Source organism: Streptomyces sp. NPDC045695 (genome assembly GCF_056432025.1).
The window spans coordinates 143,330-165,757 of sequence record NZ_JBWKJU010000014.1 but is presented as its reverse complement, the minus strand read 5'-3'; the positions used below and the strand labels follow the sequence as shown (position 1 = coordinate 165,757).

Sequence of the window (22,428 nt, the reverse complement as noted above, 5' to 3'; positions counted from 1 at the left end):
CCTACGCGTTGAGCGTTCTACTCCTGGGGCTGAGAGCAGGCAGGACCGGCAAAGAATCTGCAAGTCATGCATGTGATGGCTGTCACATGCCGAATGGGCTATGCCGTTCTCTTCGGATTACCTCGCTGACCAGATGAAGATGCGTCGGCACCTCCCGTCATGGGCACGGGGGCCAACGCAACTCAGCGTTGGCCCCGGTGGCATGTCCGCATGGTCGTACGGCTAGACCACGACTCCGACCCCGAGCGTGCCGGCACCGATGGCGCCCCGCAGGACGTGGGCGATCTCCTCGGGCTTGAGGTCGATGCTGTCGAGCCCCTCCACGGTCAGCGGGATTTCCTCCAGCGCGTATTCGCCGCGTCCCTCGGCGCTGAACTCGGGTCCGGTCCGGTCTTCGAAAGACCACGTCGCGATGCGGGCGAGGTAGAAGAGCTGACGCTCGGCGTCGGACTCCATCGTGTGCAGGAGGCGGACAATGTCGGCCTTCCCCGCGATCTCCTCGTGAATTTCCCGGTGAAGAGCGGCCTCCCGGGACTCGTCGCTCTCCTCGACCCCGCCGCCGGGCAGCACCCAGTACACGGGGAGGCCCGGCTTGGTGCGGCGGATGACCAGCATCGTGTCGTCCGCGGTGACGAGGACGGCTCGGACTCGTTCGATCATTTCGCTCTGTCTCCTTGCTTGTTGACGGTCTCAGTGCAGCAGCCAGCCGCCATCAACGTGGACGGATTGCCCAGTGATGAACGACGCGGACGGGCCGACGAGGAACGCCACCAGGGCCGCCACGTCTTCGGGGCGTCCGCGTCGCGGGACGCACTGGCGGTTGATCTGGTCTTCCGGGCGGGCGCGGTGATGGGCGGGGACGGCGGTTTCGGCTTCCACCTCGATGGCGCCGGGCAGGACGGTGTTGACGCAGATGCCGTACGGGCCGAGCTCGCGGGCCAGGGAACGGGTCAGGCCCAGTAGGCCCGCCTTGGCGGTGCTGTAGGCGACGAGGTTGGTGCGGCTGGCGCGGGCGTTGACGCTGCCGATGTTCACGATCCGGCCCCAGCGGCGTTCGGTCATGCCGGGAGTCAGGGCGTGGCAGGTTCGGTAGTGGGCGGTGAGATTCACGTCGAGGGAGTAGTTCCAGGCGGCTTCGTCGGTGTCCTGCCAGGGGACCCGGGGATAGGAGCCGGCGTTGTTCACGAGGATGTCGACCGGGCCGATCTCGGCACGGACGAGGTTGGCCATGGTCTGCACGGCGGTGGGGTCGGTCAGGTCGGCGTTGACCGCGATGCCGGGGCTGCCGTCGCACTCGAAGGCGGCAAGGAGGGCGTGGGCGTCGGGGTCCTGGCCGAGGTGGTTGACGGCGACGGTGGCTCCGGCGGCGGCGAGGGCGCGTCCGATCTCGGCGCCGATGCCGGTGGCTCCGCCGGTGACCAGAGCGTTTCGGCCCTGGAGCGGCCGGGCGTGGAGGGGGATCTCAAGCAGGGGCAGGGACATGGCTGCTCCGTTCACCGGGTTGGGGTGAGGTGCCTCGCACAGGAACTTCGTGAGCGAGCAGCCCGCTTCACGAACTGAGCGGCAGGGCGAGGGGTCAGATCGGGGCGAGCCGTTCCAGCGCAGCTCACAGGCGCGGGGACAGATTCAACCGGCCTGCCACGCAAGCCTCTTCACGAAACGAAGCCCCGAGTGTCAGCGGGTGGCGGTAGCGTAGTAGGTAGCTTTCGGCCCAATGCCGGGACTCTGCTCAACCCCCAATGGTTCCTACGGAATCGGGGGAGTGCGCAATGACTGCTTCACGGTCGCGCCACCCAGCCGAGTACCGGACGGGTTCAGACGTCTACATCGCGTTAGCGTGCGACGGCTGATACCGAACAACTCCCAAGGTATTCAGAGGGGGTTCGGGCCTTCCGCTCTGCCCGGACCGCCCGGCCCGGACTGCATACCGCGTCCCCCTTGGGAGTTAGCGTGACCATCACCGCCGCCGTTGAATACGGCGCCGTGCCCGAGTACAACCCGTTCCCTGGCCCGGACAAGCCGAGCTGGACGCAGGCCTTCTCCGAGGCGCTGGCCGCCGACACCGGCCTGCCGCTGGAGATCACCGACGCCATCGCACCGTACATCGTGCGTCCCAAGGCGTACCTCGCCCGCAACTCCGACGGCACCTACCGGATCCGCCCAGGCGTCATCAACGAAGACCCCAGCACCGGGCTGCGCATCCTGTCTGTGACCGCACACGGGTTCACCGGCACTCCGGGTGAGTACAACGAGCGCATCCGCGGCACCTTCCACTCGCCGACGCGTCCGAACCCCGACCCCGCCCGCATGCTCCCCCGCCTGGTCACCGGGACGGGCACCGAGGGCAAACCCCTGCCCTATCTCACGACGTCCCTCCCGGTGGCCGCCAACACCCTCAGCTCACTGATCGGGGTCATGGAGGGCGCACTCAGCGACGCCGACGGCGCCCGCGGGTACAAGCTGCGCGACGACATCAGGGCCTACGGACAGAACGAAACCACCCTGCACGCCCCCCTGCTGCGTTGCATCGACGAGACCGACAACTCCGGTGCCGCGGACCGCAGGGTGCTCGACCTGACCGCGATCAAGGGAGCGAACCGTACGCGTGCCCGGCTCGCGCTCTTCGACCTCTCGAGCAAGGAGATCGTGTTCGGGATCGATCGGAGCAAGCTCGAACTCCCGGACTCTCGGCCGGGTGCGGAGTATCCGGCCCGCATCGCCGACCCGACAGTCTGGGTGCCAGCCTTCGCCACCGCAATGCGCACCGCCTACGGCGACGACCGGCACCCGCAGCACGAGGTCGCGCTCGACGCCGCGAAGATCGCCACGGTTCCCATGCAGATCATCGTGGGAACGGCGGATCCGCAGGAGTTCCACAACGTCGTCTTCGACCCCAACCGCGCCGACCACCGTCGTCCGCCGCTCGGCTACGTCCTCGCCGAGAAGGCCGCCTCCGACCTGCGTGCCGTTCTGCGGGATGCCAAGGCCAAGGGCTGGCTCACGGAGAGCGAGAGGGCCTGGCTCGCCGGCGAAGGAGACGACCCCAACCGTCAGCCCGGCGATGACGTGGTTTCCCGCCGCGACCGCCGCGACCGGGCCCTGTTCGCCGCGGTCTTCCCTGGCGACAAGGGCCGCGCAGACGCCGTCCGACGCGTCCTGGGCGAGCCAAGCCGCAGCTACACGAACAAGGACCACGTGGCGAACCGACTGCGGATGGTCTCTGCAGTCGCCGGAGAGGGCTACCGCCACCGCTGGAACCCCCGCGTCCTGGACGGCCTGCTGAGCAGTACCTTCCTCAAGGGATCCGAGGGCCTCGCAGACCTCCCGGAGTGGTCCGACGCCCTCACCGCCGCTGGTACCGACCCCGACGTCCTGGAGCGGTTCCTGACGACCCGGGGAATCCACTGGCTGGCCGAACACAAAATCATCGACGCGGACCGCGGCTCGATCGGCGCACAGGCTGGCACCCACGAAACCGACTCCGAACAGCAGGGCGAGACCCCCGCAGACCGCCAGATCCGGCGCAGTACCATCAACGCCCGGAAGGCGATGCTGCTGCAGACGCCCCGGACGATCGCGCTGATGCAGGAACTCGCCGCCGCGGCCAACGAGAACCGCGCCCCGAGGACCATCAACACGGACAACGAGCCCGTGGACGGCTCGGTCGCCACCAAGCACTGGTTCGACACGCAGTTCCCGAAGACCGTCCAGCGTCGGACCAAGACCAACAACCGGGACAGCCAGACCGACCCCACTGCCCCCACGGCCCCGGCCCCCACCCCACAGGAGCTCCTCACTCTCGCCCGCGCGCAGTTCTACACAGCCGTCACCGACACAATGCCCGCCGCCATCGTCGACCTCATCAGCAGTGCCCGTGAGCTCCTTGACGCCGCGCAGACCGCGGAGCAGGCCGCCCTGCACGGTGCCACGGACGACGAGGTAGTGGCGATCACAAAGGCCCTCAGCGTCACCAAGACAGACCTGCAGATGCTCGCGGCCATGGTCGCGGACATGCGATTCGGGCACCCCCGCCCGGAGGAGTCGCTGACGGAGAAGTTCCTTACAGACGAGGCGGGTGAGGAGGGATGACGACGATGCTGCCGATCGGACCCCGCCTGACCAGGCCCAGGCTCGGCGCCCTTCCGCTCGCGTGCGGACGACACCTCGTGGAGACCCACCTGACGGCCCTTCCCTGGTCCGACCGCTGGAAGTACGACGACATCGTCGCCGCCATCTACATCGTCACGGACCCCTCCGGCCATGTGCGCTGGCTCGGCCAGGCCAACCGCGAGGATGACCTGCCGGGCCGACTGAACACTCACAACCGAAACCCGGCAAAGCGAGAGGTCTTCGCCAAGGTCCGTGCGCTCCAGCTCCATGACCACACCCCGCCCCGCACCATAGACGCCATCGAGGGCCGCTGCGCCGATCTGCTGGGGCTACGTGAAGCCATGAAGCCCCTGAGGTGGCCGTCTGCCGCCGACTGGCTCGCCCTCACCGCGTAGCACGAACCCCTCTCTTCACAGCGGCCTCCACCACGGTGGAGGCCGCTTCGCTCCGTATCGGGCGACACACCAAGCTGACACCTGTACGCCTGGGCATCCTCCCCGTCGGCGTCACCTCTCACCTCACACGAGAGTCCGTGCCATAACGTGCCAGTAGGGAGGGTAAACAGCGGTCAACAAGGGGGCCCGCAAAGCAGTCGCGCCGAGGTCATCAGCGCACGTTCCTGCAGGTCGGGTCGCGTGTACCGGTCCACGTGCCGGGTGATTCCCAAGCTTATAGCGCGGGTTCGATTCCCGTCATCCGCTCTTGATAGAAGGCCCAGGTCAGCGACCTGGGCCTTCTTCGTTGTCTTGGAGCTGCTGACAGGCGACACCCGTCGCTAGCATCGACTGCCCGACCTACCCCGAACCGCCCCCGCACTCCTCCATGAACGTGCGCGGGGCAGCACTAGACTTGCCGAATGACCAACACGTCCGTCCTCGAGTTCCCAGCCGAGTTGATCCTCGGAGGACGGCCTGAGGATGTGCGCCGTGCCGCGCTCTGCGACACGCACGACGGCACGTTGTCCCTGTGGACCGTGGATTCGCTCCGTCAGGGAGCGGTTGCTGCCGGTCTCGCTCCCGGTGTCCTCGACGGGATGGAGCAGCAGCGGGCAGCCGCGTTCCATCGGAGTGCGGATCGCCGGTGCTACGTCGTTGCGCACGTGGCTCTGCGCATAGTGCTCGGCGCTCACCTTGGAGTCGCTCCCGGTGCGGTGCAGCTGGTTCGAGAGCCCTGTCCCTCCTGCGGCGGGCCGCACGGCCGCCCTGCGGTGGAGGGTGGAGGGGTGCACTTCTCGCTTTCCCACAGCGGCGATCTCGCGTTGATCGGGATCGCCGGTGCACCGGTGGGCGTGGACGTGGAGGGGATCCTCCGGGCGGATGCCGTCGCGCAGGTCTCTTCTGCCATGCACCCGATGGAAACGGCGGAACTGGTTGCCGCACCCGATCACGCCAAGCCGATGGCGCTCGCCCGGGCATGGGCGCGCAAGGAGTCGTACCTCAAGGGCATCGGGGCCGGCCTCTCGCGCAGTCCCGCTCTCGACTACGTGGGCACCGGGCCGACGCCCGGTCCAGCCCCGCGGGGCTGGACCCTCGGCGATGTGGCCGTGCCGGAGGGATTCGCCGCCGCGTACGCTCTCCGGTCGCGCGGTCGGTGAAGGCTTGAGAAACCACCGAGCCCCCGTCCGACCGAGGTCGGACGGGGGCTCGGACCGGTGGCTCAGTGGATGTCCACGCCTCCGCTGCCCGTCTTCACGGTGACCGTGTTCTTGGCGTTGCGGTCCACCGGCACGCTGATCTGCGGTGTGGCGCTCTCGCTGCTGGCCTCGACGTAGTAGCCGGCGTGGGGCGGCAGGGCCAGGTCGACGCCGCCCTGGTCGGTGGTCACGTTCGTGGTCGTGGGCGCCGTGGTGAACGCGGCCCGGACTTCCCCCTCCTTGGTGGTGGCGTCGAACCGGGGGGATTTGGCGCCCGCCACTACGATCTGGCCGCTGCCGCTGTGCAGGACCAGTGGCCCGCCGGGGTTGGTGACGTTGATGGCGCCGGCCTTGGTGTTCAGAGCCAGTCGCCCGGTCAGATCGCTGGCAGTGATCTCCCCCGCTCCCGAGCTCACCTCCGTCGCGAGGCCGGCCGGCAGGGTGATCTCCAGCCTCAGCGAGCAGCTGCCGGCACAGGACGCGGACACCGTGGTCGTCGCCCCGGAGGCGACGGCCGACACCTCCGGGCGGGTGTCGGTGTAGTCGCCGGTCGCTGTGACATGGACGGAGGAGTCGGTGCCGGCGCGCAGCGTGACGCCCGCGCCGTCGGTGTCGACGCGCAGCAAGGTGCTGTCGGCGGCATTCACGGTGCTGGTCGAGGAGTAGTCCTCCCGGGCCGGCAGGACGATGGTGACCAGCCAGGCACCCGCGACGACGATCAGGCCGAGGACGGCCAGGCCGAGGACGAGGATCCAGCGGTGCTTCTTGTGCGGCGGCGTACTGATGTCAGGCTCCCAAGTAACGTAGGACAGCGAGCACTCGGCGGTGTTCGCCGTCTTCTGGATGCAGGCCGAATTTCAGGAAGATGCTGCGGATGTGTTTCTCGACGGCAGCCGAGCCGATGACCAGCAGGGTGGCGATTCCCCCGTTGGACCGTCCCTCGGCCATCGCCGCGAGGACCTCCCGTTCCCGCGGTGACAAGGTGGCCAGCGGGTCCTGCCGGCGGCTGCGCGCGAACATTTGCTTGACCACTTCGGGGTCCAGGACGGTGTCGCCGGCCATGACGCGCCCCAGGGCGGCGACGAACTCGTCGACGTCGGAGACCCGGTCCTTGAGGAGGTAGCCGACGCCGCTGGTGGCGCTGTCGATGAGGTCGATGGCGTAGCTCTGTTCGACGTACTGGGAGAGCACCAGCACACCGATGTCCGGCCAGCGGTTTCGGATCACCAGTGCGGCGCGCAGCCCCTCGTCGACGAAGGTCGGCGGCATCCGGACATCGACGACGCAGACGTCCGGCTGGTGTTCGGCCACGGAGCGCAGCAACGCCTCGCCGTCACCCACCGCGTCCACCACGTCGATCCCCTGCTCTTCGAGCAGCAGGACGATGCCTTGCCGCAGCAGGGCGGAATCCTCGGCGATCACTACGCGCATTGCATGTCCACTTCGATCAGGGTCGGTCCACCGGGCGGGCTCGTCACACGCACCTGGCCGTCGACTCCGGAGACCCGGTCGGCCAGCCCGGCGAGTCCGCCGCCCGGTGCCACCTTCGCGCCGCCGGTGCCGTCGTCGCCGATGGTCGTGATCAGCCGGTTTCCCGCCCGGCGGATCACGACCCACGCCGTGGTCGCCCCGGCGTGCTTGGCGACATTGGTCAGGGCCTCGGTCACCACGAAGTACGCGATGCCCTCGATGGTGGCCGACGGCCGGGGGGTGACCTGGACATCGACCGTCACCGGGATCGGCGAGCGGGCGGCCACAGCGGACAGCGCGGCGTCCAGGCCACGGTCGGTGAGCACCGGCGGGTGCAGTCCTCGGGTGAGGTCGCGCAACTCGATGATGGCCTCCTGGGCACTGCGCCGGGCGTCCTCGACGAGCTCCAGGGCCGCGTCCTGCCCGGTGTCCTTGAGCCGGGAGCGGGCTCGCCCCAGCGTCATCGTCATGGCTACCAGACGCTGTTGGGCGCCGTCGTGCAAATCCCGTTCGATCCGGCGCCGTTCGGCTTCGGCTGCGTCCACGACGCGGGCACGGCTCTCCGTCAGGTACTCCACCCGCTTGGCCAGCTCCATGTCCCGCGGCGAGGCCAGCAGCGTACGGGCGAGCAGTACGTCGACGGCCAGCAGCGCTCGGACCACCAGGGGTGAGAGCGTGGCGCACACCAGCAGCGCGAGGGCTGCGACCAGCAGGGCGGTACCCGGGTCGTCGACGGTCAGGGGACCGAGGGCGGCCCGGCCGGAGGACAGTCGCGTGTAGTACGCCGGCAGCAGGACCAGCGCCAAGGGGACGCCCCACACCAGCAGGACGGCGAGGAACGTCACCAGCGACAGCGGCGCCAGAACGGCGAAATAGGCGATGAGCCGCCAGGTCGACCGGTCGTTCGCCAGCGAGACCGCCGACCGCAGCAGCGGCCCGGACAGGGAGGGCCGGGGCTGCTCCGGGAAGTCGAGCCCGTGGATCGCGGCCCAGCGGTACCGTTCGGCGACGCCGAGCCGGTGCAGGGCCCAGCCCGCGACGAGCACCAGCGGTACGCCGGTCAGGCCGACGGGTACCAGGCACAGGGCGATGCCGAGCGTCACCAGCACGGCCAGTCCGGCGAGCGCCATGAGGCCGTCCGTGGCCAGGTGGGCACAGGCACGCCACAGTTGTGGGGTCACCAGTGCCCGGTAGGGATTGGGCGGTACCGCGACACCCGACGGCCGGTTGCCACGGTCGCCGTCCACAGCTGTGTCGTCACTCAACTCCGGCTCCGGCGCCATGCGTGATACGTGATCATCGTACTCGTGTGCCTGAACCATGCGGCGCCCCTCAGCTCGTGCTCCAACTCCCGTTCAGGACGGTACTCAGGCACCGGTCCACGGCGACACGAGGACAACCGACCACCTTGGGGTAGGGATAACCCACCCCTGGACCGTGGGTGGGCATAACTGCCATCGGGAGCCGGGTGGGCCAGAGTTGTGGACATGAAGACGCAGCATTCAACGGCGGGTGACATCACCGGGCCCGCGGGGGCGACCCAGGGCGACATGGAACTCTTCATCGACCGCTTCGGCGATGTGATCGACGACCGGGTCGCCGAGATCGTCGAGGAAGTCATCGACGAGGTCGTCGCCGCGCGGTCGGCGCGGCAACGACCTCGGCCGTCGCTGTCGCTTGCGGCCTTCATCGTCGCGCTGATGGGAGTCTCGGTGCTTTTGCGTGACAGCCCGGCGGTCGTCGCCACGATGTGGATCGCAGGCGCGGTGATGTACACGAGCCTGAACTCATACGGTCATGCGGCGCACCGCAGTAAGGGCTGACCGGTCAGGATGCCCTGGTAGACCTCGCTCATCATGGGACCGGGATCCACGCCGAGCTCGCTGCGTGCGCTGGCGGCGGACGTTGGTGTCGATGTTGTCTGCGAGCGTGCAGTGATCTCCCGCTTGCCCGCTCGGGACTTGGGGTCTCCGGTCACCCGGCGTCCGGTGTTCAGCTCCGGAGCCGCCGGTCGGACCCGCTGGTGTGCCTTGGTGGAGTGCTGATAGCTGGGCCCGCGCGGACGACTGGCCCGCGCGGACCATGAGGTCCTTCAGCTTGGCGCCGGTGTCCGCCGCGAGGATGTTTCCGGTGTGGCGCAGGTCGTAGAAGCGGAGCTCGCTCGGCATGCCGACCGCGTCACGGGCCTCCGAGGTCCTGGCGCAGGCCGAAGTCAGCGTCGAGAGCAGCTTCTTCGACCTGGGCGGCGACTCCATCCGCGCCGTCCGGCTCGTCGGTGCGCTGCGCGCGCACGGATCCGGTGTCGAGGTCGATGTCGCCACGGCGCAGCTCGGCCAGCTCCTCGGGTCTCATGGAGGCGAAGGCGCCCAGCAGCATTATCAGCCGCCAGCGGACACCAATGGCCTCGGCGAGCGCGAAGACCTGGTCGATGGTGGCGACTGGCCTCTCATCGGCGTCCTCGCGGCCCGCGCCGCGGATGGAGCAGGGGTTCCGACGGATCAACTCGTCCTCGACGACGGTCTGCATGGTCGCCTTCAGCAGCCGGTAAGACTTCGCCGTGGTGGTCGCACCGGTCACCGTCCACCGTTCCGCACGCCAAAAGGCCATCAGCGACCAGGGGTGCGCGTAGGCCGCGAACGCCTGGACCAGGCGAAAAAGACCCGCCGTCCCTCTCGACGCCACCCAAACCGAGGCAGTCGGCCAGGCAAGCAGAGGGGCTCCGACTTCCAGCTCTTCTTGTTGCTAGGCCTGGCCGGTGTCGGGGCATCTGGCTTCCTCATCGCGGTGCAGTCCTGGCTGGCCGACCACCTTTGGGTGCCGCCACTACACCCAGTTTGAATACGCCGCGCGAGACCTGCTGCGTCGAGACGGCTGGTCGGCGCTGGGTCATCCAGTGCAAGCATCGCAAAGATGGCTGGGCAGGATCCGCGGTCGGTGCACCCTACAGCCGAGGACCGGATCGGTGCGTCGCTTCCGGTGAGGAGTCCGACGTGGGGGCCGGGAGCGCCGATGCCGGACGGCAATGATGGCAGCCGGTCCGCCACCGCACGCCGGCACTGGACACATGCAACCTGTTCCTTGCTCCCGCCGCGCTCTCCTACGGTCCGGGGAGGTGATCCTTACGGGGTCCGGTTCGATGTAGGCCCAGAGATTGGAGTTCGTGGATCGTCGATGTCGACTGCGATCTCGAATCCCGACGTTGAGCTAAAGGTGGCCACGTTTCCGGACAGCTGGATCCGATCAAATGGATTGGATTCCGTGAAGAAAATTGCCCAGGTGAGCGCACGGTCAACAGTCAACCGCGCAATGAAGGGGATCGCTCTCCAGCATTTCATCAAGGTCCAACGGGGCGAGCACCCTCAAACCGCTCGGCACGTCGGAGTCGAGGTCAACATCACAGGACCTACCGTCTGCAAAATGCAGGGAATCTCTGATGGGAAGCTGAAAATCTTCCCATAGGCGTTCGATCGTCGTCATCTTGGCTTGCACTTCCCGTTGCGCACGTGCTCCGGCCTCTCCTGGAGTCCAGTCGGGGGAACTGACTCACCTAGTTCATTTCTGTTCCGCGAGGAATTCATGCGCCTTCTGAATTGCTCCGCCCATGTCCGTCCGGTTGTCGAATCAGGGTGAACCGCGTTCGGGTCGACGTGCTCGATGATTACCGGCCTCCCCACTTCGCGCGCTGCATCAAGCCTTCGGTTGTCGTACGACACCAGCTGGCCGTCCACTTCCATGACCTTCAACGCTGTACCAGGGCGTCGCCCATCCCACTCCCCCGAGCGCATCTTCTCCACGTAGTCGTTCGTGGATACGGTGCGTTGAGAGAAGTTTATTTCGTCAGGATTGACCCATTCTGGCTCCCCAGCAAGCCCCAGGTGGTCAGCCCAGCTATGGGGGGTTACGAACATGCGCCACAGCGTTGGGTGCTGGAACCTGCCGGAACAGGATCTAGCCACCGCCTGCACCTATCTGGCGAGCGAAGGCCTGATCGCCGTCGACGGGGATCCGAGCAGCACCCCGGCGTTCGTCGCCCTCGCCGATTAGGGAATCCGGGCATAGAAGCCGGAGTGGTGATCCGGCGACTGCTGGACTGGCGGGACACCAATTCCGCACCCCTTGGCCTGCCCGAGCCGGACGACCTCGCCGTCAGGTCGTTTCCAACCATCAGGACATGTCGCTGCTGGCCAACGCCCTGCGCGACCCGGACGTCGTGACTCGCTAGGTGCCCGCGCCTCCTCCAGGTCGTCGAGTTCTCCGGTGACCGCATCGCCGGCATCACGGCCTTCCGCGACACCGACCACCTCTTCCCCCTCTTCGGCCTGCCTGCACATGTAGGCCCGGCGTGAGGGTGTCCGCATTTCCTGCCGTGACTGCGGTGGGTCGGGGCCGCCCGTAGTCCTGTTGCCGGGCTGGCCGGCCACGCGGACGAATGGGACGCCATCGTCCGAGATCTGAGCCGCTGCTACCGCGTCGTCGCCGTCGACCAGCGCGGCCACGGTGCCAGCGAGCGCCGCCCGCAGGACGTGTGCCGGGCCGCGTACGTCGCGGACACCGCCGCCGTGCTCGAACAGCTCGGTGGCATCATGCCGCCCGAGGAAATCGACGAGATGCTCCGGCGACGGCCTGAGACGGCGGCCCTGAGCGTCCTCGGGACGGGGCACGACGTTCACCTGGAGCGACCGGACGCCCTGTGGCACGTACTCCGTGAGTTCCTTGGAGAAGTCACCCGATCTGCCATGAACCACAGGGCGTGATCACGTTCCCGATCACTGGCCGCTGTTCTCGGCGAGGGTGTGGGCGACGAGGGCGTTGGCATGGCCGTGGCCGAGCCCGTGCTCGGCCTTGAGCCAGTTGACCAGCTCCATGTGCTTGGCCAGCGGCGAGGAGCGGATGAGGTCCTTCCACTCGATGATGGGACGGCCGTACTTCTTCTCGATGGACGGGAAGTAGCTGGCAGGACCCTTCACGGCGTCGGTCATGGGTGCCCCGTTTCGTGTCGTGATGATCTTGGTGGTGTGGATGATGCCTGCGGGAACGGCGGCCGGCTAGGGGATGTCCGGGGCGGCGGCGAGGCGGGCCGTCACCGCGGTCAGCCACAGCAGGCCGAGGCCAGCGCCCGCGGTGAACGCCAGGACGGAGATGGCCGAGGCCATGAAGCCGGCGAGGACGGCCACGGGTACGACGCGGGACGCGACGGCCCAGCCCCGCAGGCCCCGGGCGGCAAGCGGACGGGCCAGAACGACGAACGCGGCACACAGGGCGAGGTAGCCGATCATTCCAGCGAACATGTGGGCTGCACCGTGCCCGCTCATCACCGTCGCGTCCGGGGAGCCCGCGGGGAAACCCGCCCCGGCATCGGCCGGGAAGATCGCCGCAGCCCAGAAGGAAGCACCGAAGACACCGACCAGGACCGGGCCCCATGCTCCACCGGGGCCATCGCGGAGCACCCGCCGCAGCCCCGTCGCGCCGGCGAGCAGCAGCGCGCTGGTGAGCACGAAGCTCGCCGTCTGGATCCAGCCCGCCTCCCCGAGGGCGAGCTGGCTGATCGCGTTCCGGGTGAAGCCGAAGCCGTCCCGCGCGAACCCCTGGGCGAGACCGGCCGCCAGGAAGAGCGGACCCGCCACCATGCCGCCGGCCACGGCCCACCGGGCGGCGGATCGCGACGCGGGCGCGGCGGAAGGAAGATGGCGGGGCGCGGTGAGCGTGTCGGTCATGGCAGGGCCTTCCTCGCTTCGTCGTTGTCACTCATACGACCGACGGCGAAGAGCGGACTCATCGCTCCTGCCGGTGTGCACTGGATCACACACCGACCGAAGCTCCTTGCTACGCGCCTCCGGAACGGCCGTGCCACAACATGCCAGTAGAGACGGTCAACACCCGGCGACGAAGATGCCGCCGTAGGGCTCCAGGGCGATAAAGAGACGTGCCGCGTCCGACGCGCGGGCGGGCGCCGCCGTTCGGCAGAAGGTCCGGCACGCCGGGCGGAGCCCATCCGGCTCTCGGCGGATGCACAGCGGGAGACCGCCTTGGGGTCAGCGGCCCCAGCGCAGCGCTGCCGTCTGTACCGGCGCGTCCCACAGCCGCAGCATTTCCTCGTCGGCCCGGCACAGCGTCACCGAGCACCCCGCCATGTCCAGCGAGGTGACGTAGTTCCCCACAAGGGTCCGAGCCACCTGTACGCCCCGTGCCGCAAGCACCCGGGCCACCTCCGCGTGGAAGCCGTACAGCTCCAGCAGCGGCGTTGAGCCCATCCCGTTCACCAAGGCCAGGACCGGCCCGTCGGCAACCGCGGTCGCGTTCGCCATGTCGTCCAGCACGGAGCCCACCGCGACCTCCGCGATCTCCCCCGCCGACATCATCGGGCGCCGCTCCCGGCCCGGCTCGCCGTGGATCCCGATGCCCAGCTCCAGCTCGCCGTCCGGCAGGTCGAAGGTGGGGGAGCCCTTGGCGGGGGTGGTGCAGGCGCTCAGCGCCACGCCGAAGCTGCCCGAGGCCTCGTTGACCCGCCGGGCGATGGCGGCGACCTGCTCCAGGGGAGCGCCCTCCTCCGCCGCCGCCCCGGCGATCTTCTCGACGAAGAGCGTGGCCCCCGTCCCCCGGCGCCCGGCGGTGTAGAGGCTGTCGGTCACGGCGACGTCGTCGTTGACCAGCACCCGCTCGACCCGGATGCCGTCCTCCTCGGCCAGTTCGGCGGCCATGTCGAAGTTCAGCACGTCCCCGGTGTAGTTCTTGACGACGAACAGCACCCCCTGGCCACAGTCCACGGCCTTTGCCGCCCGCACCATCTGGTCGGGCACGGGGGAAGTGAACACTTCGCCCGGGCAGGCGGCGGACAGCATTCCGTGTCCGACGAAGCCCGCGTGCAAGGGCTCGTGTCCGGAGCCGCCGCCGGAGACCAGACCGACCCGTCCGCCCTGCCGCGCGTCCCGCCGTACGACGACCCGGGCCTCGGCGTCCACGTCCAGGTCCGGGTGGGCTGCCGCCAGCCCCCGGAGGGCGTCGGCGACCACGGTCTGGGGACTGTTGATCAGCATCTTCATCGAGTGCCTCCCGGTCGGAGCCAGCGGGTCAGTGGCCCGGCACCGTGACGGAGCACAGAAACACCGCGCGCGGGCCAGGCGCGTCCGTGAGGGCACGCCCTACGAACAGTGTGCTGCCGCGCCGCGGGTCTCCGCGACTACGCGGACGACGCCCCGGAGAAGGCCCCGGAGGACCGTGCGGGCACTGGCTTCCGCAGGGTCGGCCCCGCCCCGCCTTTCCGGTACGGGCGACCCGTCTTACCCTGAACCGGGGGGCTCGGGGCAGTCGAGTGCCGGTCTTCGGACCGGCGGGAAGCGGGCACCCATGAAGGAGCGCCTGAAAGCATCAGGGCTGGTCGGTGAACTCTCGGCTGAATTCGCCGGCACCATGATCCTCATACTCTTCGGCTGTGGTGTCGTGGCCCAGGTGGTCGCCGGCGGAGCCTTGACGGACCCCCCGGGCGGCCTCGGAAACCACGACAGCATCGCCTGGGCCTGGGGTCTCGGCGTGACCCTGGGCGTCTACGTAGCGGCGAGGCTGAGCGGCGCCCACCTCAATCCCGCGGTGACCGTCGCCCTGGCCGCCTTCAAGGGCTTCCCGTGGAGCAGGGTGGCCCCCTACGCGCTGGCCCAGACCGCCGGAGCCTTCGTTGCCGCCCTGATCGTCCGCTGGAACTACACCGAGGCGCTGGCCAAGGCCGACCCCGGCCACACCATCAAGACGCAGGGCGTCTTCTCCACGCTCCCGGCCAACGGAAACCCGAACCTGCAGGTGACCGAGTGGGGCGCACTGCGCGACCAGGTCATCGGCACCGCGATCCTGCTCCTGCTGATCCTCGCGGTCACGGACCTGCTCAACACGCCTCCCGGCGCCAACCTCGCCCCGTTCATCGTCGGCCTGATCGTCGTGGCGATCGGCATGGCCTGGGGCACCGACGCCGGGTACGCGATCAACCCCGCCCGTGACTTCGGCCCCCGGCTGGCCAGCTTCCTCACCGGGTACGGCGGGGCATGGAGGAATCAGTACGGGAACTTCTACTTCTGGGTGCCGATCGTCGGCCCGCTGATCGGTGGTCTCCTGGGAGCCGGTCTCTACAAGTTCTTCATCGGCAGGTTCCTGCCGACCGCCGAACCGGAGCCCCCCGGACGCGTACCGACACCGGACGAGAGCTGACGCGATCCGGGGGCGGGCCCAGCCTGTTCCGTCCCGGACGACAGCCCCCACGCACGGCATCCCAAAGGAAGGCGGCACCCCATGGCTGACTTCGTCGGCGCAGTGGACCAGGGGACCACGAGCACCCGTTTCATGATCTTCGACCACGCCGGCAACGAGGTGGCGCGGCACCAGCTGGAGCACTCCCAGATCCTCCCGCGCTCGGGGTGGGTCGAGCACGACCCCGTGGAGATCTGGGAACGCACCAACTCGGTGATCCAGAACGCCCTCCGGCACGGAAACCTCGACGCCTCCGACCTGGCGGCCGTCGGCATCACCAACCAGCGCGAGACGACGGTCGTCTGGGATCCCCGCACCGGCCGCCCGTACTACAACGCCATCGTCTGGCAGGACACCCGTACGGACTCCATCGCCGCCGCACTGGAGCGCGGCGGCCAGGGCGACGTCATCCGCCGTAAGGCGGGGCTGCCACCGGCCACCTACTTCTCCGGCGGCAAGATCCAATGGATCCTGGAGAACGTCGACGGCGTGCGGGAAGCCGCCGAGCAGGGCCACGCCCTCTTCGGCAACACCGACTGCTGGGTGCTGTGGAACCTCACCGGCGGACCCGACGGCGGCGTCCACGCCACCGACGTCACCAACGCCAGCCGCACCATGCTCATGGACCTGGAGACCCTCGACTGGGACGACGAACTGCTCGGCTTCTTCGGCGTACCCCGGGCCATGCTGCCCACCATCAACCCGTCCTCCCATCCCGAGGCGTACGGACGGACCCGCACCTCCCGGCCGCTGCGCGAGGCCATTCCCATCACCGGTGTCCTCGGCGATCAGCAGGCGGCCACCGTCGGGCAGGTCTGCTACGCGCCCGGCGAGGCGAAGAACACGTACGGAACCGGCAACTTCCTGGTGCTCAACACGGGGACGGAACTGGTCCGCTCGCAGCACGGTCTGCTGACCACGGTGGCCTACCAGTTCGGCGACGAGCCGGTGGTCTACGCCCTCGAAGGATCCATCGCGGTCACCGGCTCCGCCGTGCAATGGCTGCGCGACCAGCTGAAGATCATCGGCGACGCCGCCGAGAGCGAGCGCCTGGCCAAGACGGTGGAGGACAGCGGCGGTATCTACTTCGTCCCCGCCTTCTCCGGCCTGTTCGCCCCGTACTGGCGCTCCGACGCCCGCGGTGCGATCGTCGGTCTGGCCCGCTACCACGACAGCGGACACCTGGCGCGGGCCACCCTGGAGGCCATCTGCTACCAGACCCGCGACGTCGTGGAAGCCATGGAGCAGGACTCCGGCGTCCACCTCGACGTGCTCAAGGTGGACGGCGGCGTCACCGCCAACGACCTCTGCATGCAGACCCAGGCCGATGTCCTCGGCGTACCGGTCAGCCGTCCCGTGGTCGCCGAGACGACCGCGCTCGGCGCCGCCTATGCGGCCGGGCTCGCCACCGGCTTCTGGCGCGACACGGACGAACTGCGCACCCACTGGCAGGAGTCCAAGCGCTGGGAGCCCGCGTGGTCGCAGGATCGGCGCAACGAAGGGTACGAGGGCTGGAAGCGGGCGGTGGAGCGCACACTCGACTGGGCCAAGGTCGAATAGGTTCCGCCCGCCGCGCGCGCCCGCAGCACCGAGGAGGAGACCATGGTCGATCCGGTGGCCCTCTCACCCCAAGCCCGCGCGCAGGCCCTCGCCGACATGGGACGGGGCGAACTCGACGTCCTTGTCGTCGGAGGCGGCGTCGTCGGCTGCGGAGCCGCCCTGGACGCCGCCACCCGGGGCCTGAGCGTCGGACTCGTCGAAGCCCGCGACTGGGCCTCGGGCACGTCCAGCCGCTCCAGCAAACTCATCCACGGCGGTCTGCGCTACCTGGAGATGCTCGATTTCCGCCTCGTCGCCGAAGCTCTCAAGGAACGGGGCCTCCTGCTCCGGTACCTCGCCCCCCACCTGGTGCGTCCGGTGCCGTTCCTCTACCCCCTGCAACACCGCGTCACGGAGCGCCCGTACGTCGGTAGCGGCGTGCTGCTGTACGACGCGATGGCCAGGGCCTCCGGCACCTCCGGCGGCCTGCCCGTCCACCGCCACCTGAGCAAGCGTCGGGCCCTGCGCGAGGCGCCCGCGCTGCGCTCCGACGCACTGGTGGGCGCCATCCAGTACTGGGACGCCCAGGTCGATGACGCCCGCCACACCCTGTTCCTCGCCCGTACGGCCGCCTCGTACGGGGCGCTGACCGCCAACCGCACCCGCGTCAGCCGCTTCCTGCGGCAGGGCGAGCGGGTGGTCGGCGCCGTGGTCACGGACCTGGAGAGCGGCGAGGAGACGGAGGTGCGGGCCAAGCAGGTCATCAACGCGACCGGGGTGTGGACGGATGACACCCAGGCCATGGCCGGCACCCGCGGCCAGTTCCACGTCCGCGCCTCCAAAGGCGTCCACCTGCTCGTCCCCCGTGACCGGATCAACTCCCGCACCGGACTGATCCTGCGCACCGAGAAGAGCGTGCTGTTCGTCATCCCCTGGGGCCGGCACTGGATCATCGGGACCACCGACACCGACTGGACGCTCGACAAGGCCCACCCGGCCCTCAGCTCCAAGGACGTGACCTATCTGCTGGAACACGTCAACAGCGTCCTGGCGACCCCTTTGGTCCCCGAAGACGTCGAGGGCGTCTACGCCGGCCTGCGCCCCCTGCTGTCCGGCGAGGCGGCGGAGACCAGCAAGCTGTCCCGGGAGCACCTCGTCGCGCATCCGGTACCCGGACTCGTCGTGGTGGCGGGCGGCAAGTACACCACCTACCGGGTGATGGCCGAGGACGCGGTCGACGAGGCCGCCCGCGCCCTGGACGAGAAGGTCCCCGGCTGCATCACGGACCGCGTTCCGCTGCTGGGCGCCGACGGCTTCCCGGCTCTGTGGAACTCCCGGCACCGGCTCGCCGGGCACTCCGGGCTCCATGTCGCCCGTATCGAGCACCTCCTGAACCGCTACGGCTCCCTGGCGCCCGAACTGCTCGCCCTCGTGGCGGCCGACCCCGCACTCGGCGAGGCGCTGCCGAGTTCCGACGACTACCTGAGGGTCGAGGCCGTGTACGCGGTGACCCACGAGGGAGCTCGCCACGTGGAGGACGTCCTCGCCCGGCGCACCCGGATCTCCATCGAGTCCTGGGACCGCGGGGTGGACGCGGCGCCGACCGTGGCCCAGCTGATGGCGCCCCACCTGGGATGGAACCGGGCACAGCAGGACCGCGAGGTCGACCACTACCTCAGGCGCGTGGCTGCCGAGCGCGAGGCCCAGCAGCAGCCGGACGACCGGACCGCCGACGCGGTCCGGCTCGGAGTGCCCGACATCAACCCGGTGAACTGAACGGCCGCACGCGGGGGGCTTCGCCACGGCGGACGCGCCCTCGCCGGTCAGGCGTGCTCGCCGGTCAGGCGTGCTCGCCGGTCAGGCGTGCTCGCCGGTCAGGCGTGCTCGCCGGTCAGGCGTGCTCGTCCGAAGGCTGCTGGGGAGGCTGGACCGACCAGCTCGGCGGCTCGTCGTGGCCCGAGTCCTCGTCGCGCTCCGCGTCGGCGGCTGTCGCCTGGATCTTGCCCGACGCATGGTGGACCGGCGCGTATACGGCGTAGAGCTGCAGGGTCTCGTCACCGATGTTGGTGACGTTGTGCCAAGTGCCGGCGGGCACGAGGATGGCCCAGCCGTCCTCGACTTCCTGGTCGAAGTCGAGTCGATCCTTCGTGCGGCCCATCTGGACGCGGCCCCGGCCTGCGTCCACTCGTAGGAACTGATCGGTCTCCGGGTGCGCCTCCAAGCCGATGTCCTCACCCACGGGGATCGACATGAGGGTCAACTGAAGGTACTTCCCGGACCAGGCGACCGCACGGTAGTTCGTGTTCTCGAGCGTCGTCTTCTCAAGGTCGAAGCTCTGAGGTTCCGGCCCGATGTCCTTGATGGTCATACTTCTCTCCCGGTCAACGTAGGCGGTACACGGCCGCGGTATTGCGCCGGCCCACGTCAACGTTCTCAGAGCCCTGGGCTCTTCTGCCCGCAAGCAGGCGAGTCGCGACGGCGCGGCGGTCTGGGGCTCGGTGAGGGGCCCCTGATCACCGCGCCGATGACTTCTTGGCTGACCGTGAGGGGAAGCCCATCACCGGGGCAGGCTCATTGACAGCGAAAACGGTGTCGCAGCGGTCGCGCACGTAGTCGTTGTGGGTGGCGATGACGACGGCGCATCCGGCGTGACTCATCTCGCGGAGGATGTCGACGACCATGGTGGTGTTGGCGTGGTCGAGGGCGCCGGTCGGCTCGTCGGCGAGTACGAGTGCGGGCTGCTTGACCATGAGTCGGGCAAGGGCCACCCGCTGCTGTTCTCCGCCGCTGAGGTAGTGGATCTTCTCCTTCTCCCGCCCGGCGAGGCCGACGCGGTCGAGGGCCTCGGCGATGGTGAAGCGAGGGGTGTGCTTCAGGGACCGCCGGGGTTTGATGGCGGCCTCCAGGTTGGCCGCGACGGTGGCGTTCTCGATCAGGGCGTAGTTCTGGAAGAGGTAGCCGAGTACCTCGCGGCGGAACCGCCGGATCCCGCGCCGGTCGAATCGGGTGATGTCCTTGCCCTGGTGCCGGATCGCGCCCGCGCTGGGTGTTTCCAGGAGACCGAGGCAGTTGAGGAGGGTGGATTTACCCGAGCCGCTGGGGCCGACCAGGGCGAGCATCTCTCCGCCGTTGATGGTCAAGGTGACGTCGGACCACAGGGTCCGGGGTCCGAAGGATTTCGACAGCTTCTCAATATCGATCACGGCGCTGCTCCTCCTGAGTGACGGGGTGTGGGTGTGGGTGGCTTCATTCGGTCGCCCCTTCCTTGACGATTCGGCGGTGGAAGACCATCAGCGCCAGGAGCACGGCACCGGCCTCGAAGGCGACCAGCCCTGCGGTGAGGCCCAGGTCCAGCGCGGTGATCTGCGCGGGTTCGCTGGGGGCGGGGATGCCCAGGGCCGTGTACTCCTTCAGCTCCTGGTTCTGCTGCCACACGTCGAACGGGACCCAGCCGGCCAGGAGAACGGCGAGGACTCCCTCGACGGCCAGCACGGAGCGGTGACTGGCCGCGAACCTCCAGCCGCTGATGTGCTTGACGAAGATGGCCTGGGCGTTCTTGCGGGAGTAGACGATGCAAACGCCGATGCCGGTGATGACGAGCACGGCCACGGCCACGGCCAGGTTGAACAGATGGAGCCGGAAGTCATTCAGCGCGTCCCTCATTTGCAGAGCCGCGTTCTGCCCGACCGGACGGATGGCTATGACTTCGTCCTGCAGCCTGTTCGCTTCGATGCCCGCCTGGATGTGGGACGGGTCGGGGAAGACCACACCTCCCTGAGTGGCGAACGAGGTGTAGGCGTTGTCGGTGAGGAACCGCGACCCGTTGGGGACCACGACGAGCACCGGGTCGCTGACCAGCGAGCGGTCTTCCTTGATGTTGCGGGCGGCGGTGTGCGCCTGGTCGCCAGAGCTGTAGCCGAAGACTCGTTGGCCGCTCTTGGCGGTAAGCGTCTGCACCTGGTCCGGCCGGATGCGTTCCGGTTGGGCTGGGCTCAGGGTTCCGGGGATCTCCGCAGCGATGGCCGATGCGTGCCGGCCGAGGGATTCGGGCACGAGCACGCGCACGGCGTGGGCGTCGGGGCCCTTGCCGTCCTGTGGTGCGGGGGTAAAGCGCCGCCCCGCGGGATCGAAGAAGGGCTGTTGGGCGAGGAAGGTCTCGTTGACGATGAGCATCTCGCCCTGGGGCAGGCCGGAGCGTGGCCCTATGTCACGGAGTTCCCGGCGCCCGGCGACGATGAGCTTGCCAGCCGCGTCGGATTGGCGCAGCCATCGCCCGACACGCTCTTCCATCACCTTCGTGTCGTCTTCGCCCAGGCTGCCGTTGAGACGGATCGCGGATGTCTCGCCCACCTTGGCGTAGACGTCCCTGCTCTCCTGGCGGGAAAGGACGTCCTGGCCGGCCGCGACGACAGAGGTGGCGATGCTGAGGGCGAGCAGCAGGGCGGGGACGCGTACGAGGTACGCGGAGACGGACGCGGCTCTGGCGGGCAGTTCGCCCTTGAGGGCGGGCAGGACGTCGGTCTTGAAGGTCAGGGCGAGCACGGCCGCGTGGGTGGCCAGCATCAGAAGGACGAGAAGGCCGGCGATGGCTGCGGTCACCGAAGCGAAGAGGCCGATCCAGGCGAGACCGTTGTACAGGCCGAGGAGGGCCAGGACCCCAGCGGCTACGGCGCCGGCCGCGATCGCGCCGAACGCAGCCAGCTGCCGCAGGTCACGGAGCAGGATCTCAGCGAAGGACCTACCCTGCAGGCGCAGCACCCCGTACGTCTTCGCGTTGAGCAGGACGCTCGCGCCGGTCATCGTCACAGCGGCGAGAGCGACTACGCCGAGCGCCAGGGCGAGAGTGCCGTCCGCGTAGTAGGGAGCCAGTTCCGCGAGGGAGAGCGGGTGCTGCACGCTCGCCTGCAGGCCCAGACGGGCGAACTCGGCCACCAGGGCATCGGCGGCCTCCGGCGGCCCGAACACGTAGTAGAAGCCCCGCGGGTCCCGCTGTCCGATCTCGGCGAGCGGATGCACCTCGGTGCGGTAGTCCCGGCCGAACGCCGGATAGCCCTCGTCCAGCCATGACGCCGCATCGGAGTCCGGGATGCCGGAAGCGAGGTAGAGGTGTCGGCGGCCGTCGGGGTCCTTCAGGTCGGGCACCTCGCGGGCGACCGAGACCTTGTGGTCGGCGGCGAACGATGCCAGATCCCCCGCGACCTGCGACCCGCTCGTCGAGTCGTCGGAGTCAAGCACCCAGACCACAGCCGAGTGACCGAGCACCCAGTCCTCGTCCAGCCCCCGCACGAACAGAAACGACACCACCGCGGAGAACGCGAGCACGGCGGCGTAGATGAATTTGATCCCTCGGTGCAGCATCGACTACCTAGGTTGGAGCGCTTGGGGGCATGACATGGGGCCGAACGGATCGCCGAAGAGCCCAGCCGTGTGGGGGACCTGTTTTC

The 22,428-nt window shown here is 68.9% G+C and carries 20 protein-coding genes and 3 pseudogenes; 10 read left to right on the top strand and 13 right to left on the bottom strand.

Annotation, left to right across the window (positions count from 1 at the left end; genetic code table 11):
- Positions 1–222 precede the first annotated feature (222 nt).
- Positions 223–660, bottom strand: a complete 438-nt coding sequence (locus AC07DU_RS23685) for an NUDIX hydrolase (RefSeq protein ID WP_479113420.1) — start codon at positions 658–660, stop codon at positions 223–225.
- A gap of 30 nt (positions 661–690) precedes the next feature.
- The gene (locus AC07DU_RS23680; protein WP_479113418.1) at positions 691–1,482 is read right to left on the bottom strand and encodes an SDR family NAD(P)-dependent oxidoreductase; all 792 of its coding nucleotides are present in this window, start codon (positions 1,480–1,482) and stop codon (positions 691–693) included.
- A 468-nt stretch (positions 1,483–1,950) separates the two neighbouring features.
- Between AC07DU_RS23680 and AC07DU_RS23675 the strand changes: the two genes are divergently transcribed.
- The 3 genes from AC07DU_RS23675 (at position 1,951) to AC07DU_RS23665 (ending at position 5,704) form a co-directional block, all read left to right on the top strand.
- On the top strand, positions 1,951–4,089 hold the full coding sequence (locus AC07DU_RS23675; RefSeq protein ID WP_479113416.1) for a hypothetical protein: 2,139 nt from the start codon (positions 1,951–1,953) through the stop codon (positions 4,087–4,089).
- Positions 4,086–4,505, top strand: coding sequence for a hypothetical protein (locus AC07DU_RS23670; protein ID WP_479113414.1), 420 nt, complete (start codon positions 4,086–4,088; stop codon positions 4,503–4,505). Before AC07DU_RS23675 ends, AC07DU_RS23670 begins: the two co-directional genes overlap by 4 nt.
- Before the next feature lie 461 nt (positions 4,506–4,966).
- Positions 4,967–5,704, top strand: coding sequence for a 4'-phosphopantetheinyl transferase family protein (locus AC07DU_RS23665; RefSeq protein ID WP_479113412.1), 738 nt, complete (start codon positions 4,967–4,969; stop codon positions 5,702–5,704).
- 62 nt (positions 5,705–5,766) lie between these two features.
- Here AC07DU_RS23665 and AC07DU_RS23660 read toward each other — a convergent pair whose 3' ends face one another.
- The 3 genes from AC07DU_RS23660 to AC07DU_RS23650 form a co-directional block, all read right to left on the bottom strand.
- A complete protein-coding gene (locus AC07DU_RS23660) occupies positions 5,767–6,390 on the bottom strand; it encodes a DUF4097 family beta strand repeat-containing protein (RefSeq protein WP_479113410.1) in 624 nt (207 codons plus the stop codon).
- A 139-nt stretch (positions 6,391–6,529) separates the two neighbouring features.
- Positions 6,530–7,174 carry a response regulator transcription factor gene (locus AC07DU_RS23655; protein WP_360903028.1) on the bottom strand — a complete coding sequence of 215 codons (645 nt, stop codon included), beginning with the start codon at positions 7,172–7,174 and terminating at the stop codon, positions 6,530–6,532.
- The gene (locus tag AC07DU_RS23650) at positions 7,165–8,478 is read right to left on the bottom strand and encodes a sensor histidine kinase (protein WP_360903031.1); all 1,314 of its coding nucleotides are present in this window, start codon (positions 8,476–8,478) and stop codon (positions 7,165–7,167) included. The genes AC07DU_RS23655 and AC07DU_RS23650 overlap by 10 nt, the downstream gene beginning before the upstream one ends.
- Before the next feature lie 222 nt (positions 8,479–8,700).
- On the opposite strand from AC07DU_RS23650, the gene AC07DU_RS23645 reads away from it, so the two are divergent.
- Positions 8,701–9,036, top strand: a complete 336-nt coding sequence (locus AC07DU_RS23645; protein WP_360903034.1) for a hypothetical protein — start codon at positions 8,701–8,703, stop codon at positions 9,034–9,036.
- 194 nt (positions 9,037–9,230) lie between these two features.
- On the opposite strand, the pseudogene AC07DU_RS23640 reads toward AC07DU_RS23645, so the two are convergent.
- A pseudogene (locus tag AC07DU_RS23640) lies at positions 9,231–9,399 on the bottom strand (tyrosine-type recombinase/integrase); the annotation flags it as partial.
- On the opposite strand from AC07DU_RS23640, the pseudogene AC07DU_RS23635 reads away from it, so the two are divergent.
- Positions 9,380–9,472 (top strand): annotated as a pseudogene (locus AC07DU_RS23635) (hypothetical protein); the annotation flags it as partial. The pseudogenes AC07DU_RS23640 and AC07DU_RS23635 sit on opposite strands and share 20 nt — an antisense overlap.
- Before the next feature lie 42 nt (positions 9,473–9,514).
- Here AC07DU_RS23635 and AC07DU_RS23630 read toward each other — a convergent pair.
- Positions 9,515–9,811 (bottom strand): annotated as a pseudogene (locus AC07DU_RS23630) (tyrosine-type recombinase/integrase); the annotation flags it as partial.
- A gap of 1,308 nt (positions 9,812–11,119) precedes the next feature.
- On the opposite strand from AC07DU_RS23630, the gene AC07DU_RS23625 reads away from it, so the two are divergent.
- Both AC07DU_RS23625 and AC07DU_RS23620 read left to right on the top strand, forming a co-directional pair.
- Positions 11,120–11,257 (top strand): hypothetical protein, encoded by a 138-nt coding sequence (locus AC07DU_RS23625; RefSeq protein WP_479113408.1) that lies wholly within the window; start codon positions 11,120–11,122, stop codon positions 11,255–11,257.
- A 326-nt stretch (positions 11,258–11,583) separates the two neighbouring features.
- Positions 11,584–11,967: an alpha/beta fold hydrolase gene (locus tag AC07DU_RS23620; RefSeq protein ID WP_479113435.1), complete on the top strand. Its 384-nt coding sequence runs from the start codon at positions 11,584–11,586 to the stop codon at positions 11,965–11,967.
- 12 nt (positions 11,968–11,979) lie between these two features.
- Here AC07DU_RS23620 and AC07DU_RS23615 read toward each other — a convergent pair whose 3' ends face one another.
- The 3 genes from AC07DU_RS23615 to dhaK form a co-directional block, all read right to left on the bottom strand.
- Positions 11,980–12,192, bottom strand: coding sequence for a DUF4287 domain-containing protein (locus tag AC07DU_RS23615; protein WP_360896710.1), 213 nt, complete (start codon positions 12,190–12,192; stop codon positions 11,980–11,982).
- 66 nt (positions 12,193–12,258) lie between these two features.
- Positions 12,259–12,927, bottom strand: coding sequence for a DUF998 domain-containing protein (locus AC07DU_RS23610; protein ID WP_479113406.1), 669 nt, complete (start codon positions 12,925–12,927; stop codon positions 12,259–12,261).
- Between the two features lie 318 nt (positions 12,928–13,245).
- Positions 13,246–14,253 carry a dihydroxyacetone kinase subunit DhaK gene (gene dhaK / locus AC07DU_RS23605; RefSeq protein ID WP_479113404.1) on the bottom strand — a complete coding sequence of 336 codons (1,008 nt, stop codon included), beginning with the start codon at positions 14,251–14,253 and terminating at the stop codon, positions 13,246–13,248.
- Between the two features lie 304 nt (positions 14,254–14,557).
- On the opposite strand from dhaK, the gene AC07DU_RS23600 reads away from it, so the two are divergent.
- The 3 genes from AC07DU_RS23600 (at position 14,558) to AC07DU_RS23590 (ending at position 18,760) form a co-directional block, all read left to right on the top strand.
- Positions 14,558–15,406 (top strand): MIP/aquaporin family protein, encoded by an 849-nt coding sequence (locus AC07DU_RS23600; RefSeq protein ID WP_479113402.1) that lies wholly within the window; start codon positions 14,558–14,560, stop codon positions 15,404–15,406.
- A gap of 81 nt (positions 15,407–15,487) precedes the next feature.
- Complete coding sequence (gene glpK, locus AC07DU_RS23595) at positions 15,488–17,005, top strand: glycerol kinase GlpK (protein ID WP_360896700.1); 1,518 nt, start codon at positions 15,488–15,490, stop codon at positions 17,003–17,005.
- Positions 17,006–17,047: 42 nt separating this feature from the next.
- The gene (locus AC07DU_RS23590; protein WP_479029578.1) at positions 17,048–18,760 is read left to right on the top strand and encodes a glycerol-3-phosphate dehydrogenase/oxidase; all 1,713 of its coding nucleotides are present in this window, start codon (positions 17,048–17,050) and stop codon (positions 18,758–18,760) included.
- Between the two features lie 115 nt (positions 18,761–18,875).
- On the opposite strand, the gene AC07DU_RS23585 is transcribed toward AC07DU_RS23590, so the two are convergent.
- The 3 genes from AC07DU_RS23585 to AC07DU_RS23575 form a co-directional block, all read right to left on the bottom strand.
- Positions 18,876–19,352, bottom strand: a complete 477-nt coding sequence (locus AC07DU_RS23585; protein WP_479113400.1) for a cupin domain-containing protein — start codon at positions 19,350–19,352, stop codon at positions 18,876–18,878.
- Positions 19,353–19,497: 145 nt separating this feature from the next.
- On the bottom strand, positions 19,498–20,187 hold the full coding sequence (locus tag AC07DU_RS23580; RefSeq protein WP_479113398.1) for an ATP-binding cassette domain-containing protein: 690 nt from the start codon (positions 20,185–20,187) through the stop codon (positions 19,498–19,500).
- 43 nt (positions 20,188–20,230) lie between these two features.
- Positions 20,231–22,342, bottom strand: coding sequence for a bacteriocin-associated integral membrane family protein (locus AC07DU_RS23575; RefSeq protein ID WP_479113396.1), 2,112 nt, complete (start codon positions 22,340–22,342; stop codon positions 20,231–20,233).
- Between the last annotated feature and the right edge of the window lie 86 nt (positions 22,343–22,428).

Coding starts and splice junctions, on each gene's coding strand:
- AC07DU_RS23685 (WP_479113420.1), bottom strand. CDS start 660: ATGATCGAACGAGTCCGAGCCGTCCTCGTCACCGCGGACGACACGATG.
- AC07DU_RS23680 (WP_479113418.1), bottom strand. CDS start 1,482: ATGTCCCTGCCCCTGCTTGAGATCCCCCTCCACGCCCGGCCGCTCCAG.
- AC07DU_RS23670 (WP_479113414.1), top strand. CDS start 4,086: ATGACGACGATGCTGCCGATCGGACCCCGCCTGACCAGGCCCAGGCTC.
- AC07DU_RS23665 (WP_479113412.1), top strand. CDS start 4,967: ATGACCAACACGTCCGTCCTCGAGTTCCCAGCCGAGTTGATCCTCGGA.
- AC07DU_RS23655 (WP_360903028.1), bottom strand. CDS start 7,174: ATGCGCGTAGTGATCGCCGAGGATTCCGCCCTGCTGCGGCAAGGCATC.
- AC07DU_RS23645 (WP_360903034.1), top strand. CDS start 8,701: ATGAAGACGCAGCATTCAACGGCGGGTGACATCACCGGGCCCGCGGGG.
- AC07DU_RS23625 (WP_479113408.1), top strand. CDS start 11,120: ATGCGCCACAGCGTTGGGTGCTGGAACCTGCCGGAACAGGATCTAGCC.
- AC07DU_RS23615 (WP_360896710.1), bottom strand. CDS start 12,192: ATGACCGACGCCGTGAAGGGTCCTGCCAGCTACTTCCCGTCCATCGAG.
- AC07DU_RS23610 (WP_479113406.1), bottom strand. CDS start 12,927: ATGACCGACACGCTCACCGCGCCCCGCCATCTTCCTTCCGCCGCGCCC.
- dhaK (WP_479113404.1), bottom strand. CDS start 14,253: ATGAAGATGCTGATCAACAGTCCCCAGACCGTGGTCGCCGACGCCCTC.
- AC07DU_RS23600 (WP_479113402.1), top strand. CDS start 14,558: ATGAAGGAGCGCCTGAAAGCATCAGGGCTGGTCGGTGAACTCTCGGCT.
- glpK (WP_360896700.1), top strand. CDS start 15,488: ATGGCTGACTTCGTCGGCGCAGTGGACCAGGGGACCACGAGCACCCGT.
- AC07DU_RS23590 (WP_479029578.1), top strand. CDS start 17,048: ATGGTCGATCCGGTGGCCCTCTCACCCCAAGCCCGCGCGCAGGCCCTC.
- AC07DU_RS23585 (WP_479113400.1), bottom strand. CDS start 19,352: ATGACCATCAAGGACATCGGGCCGGAACCTCAGAGCTTCGACCTTGAG.
- AC07DU_RS23575 (WP_479113396.1), bottom strand. CDS start 22,342: ATGCTGCACCGAGGGATCAAATTCATCTACGCCGCCGTGCTCGCGTTC.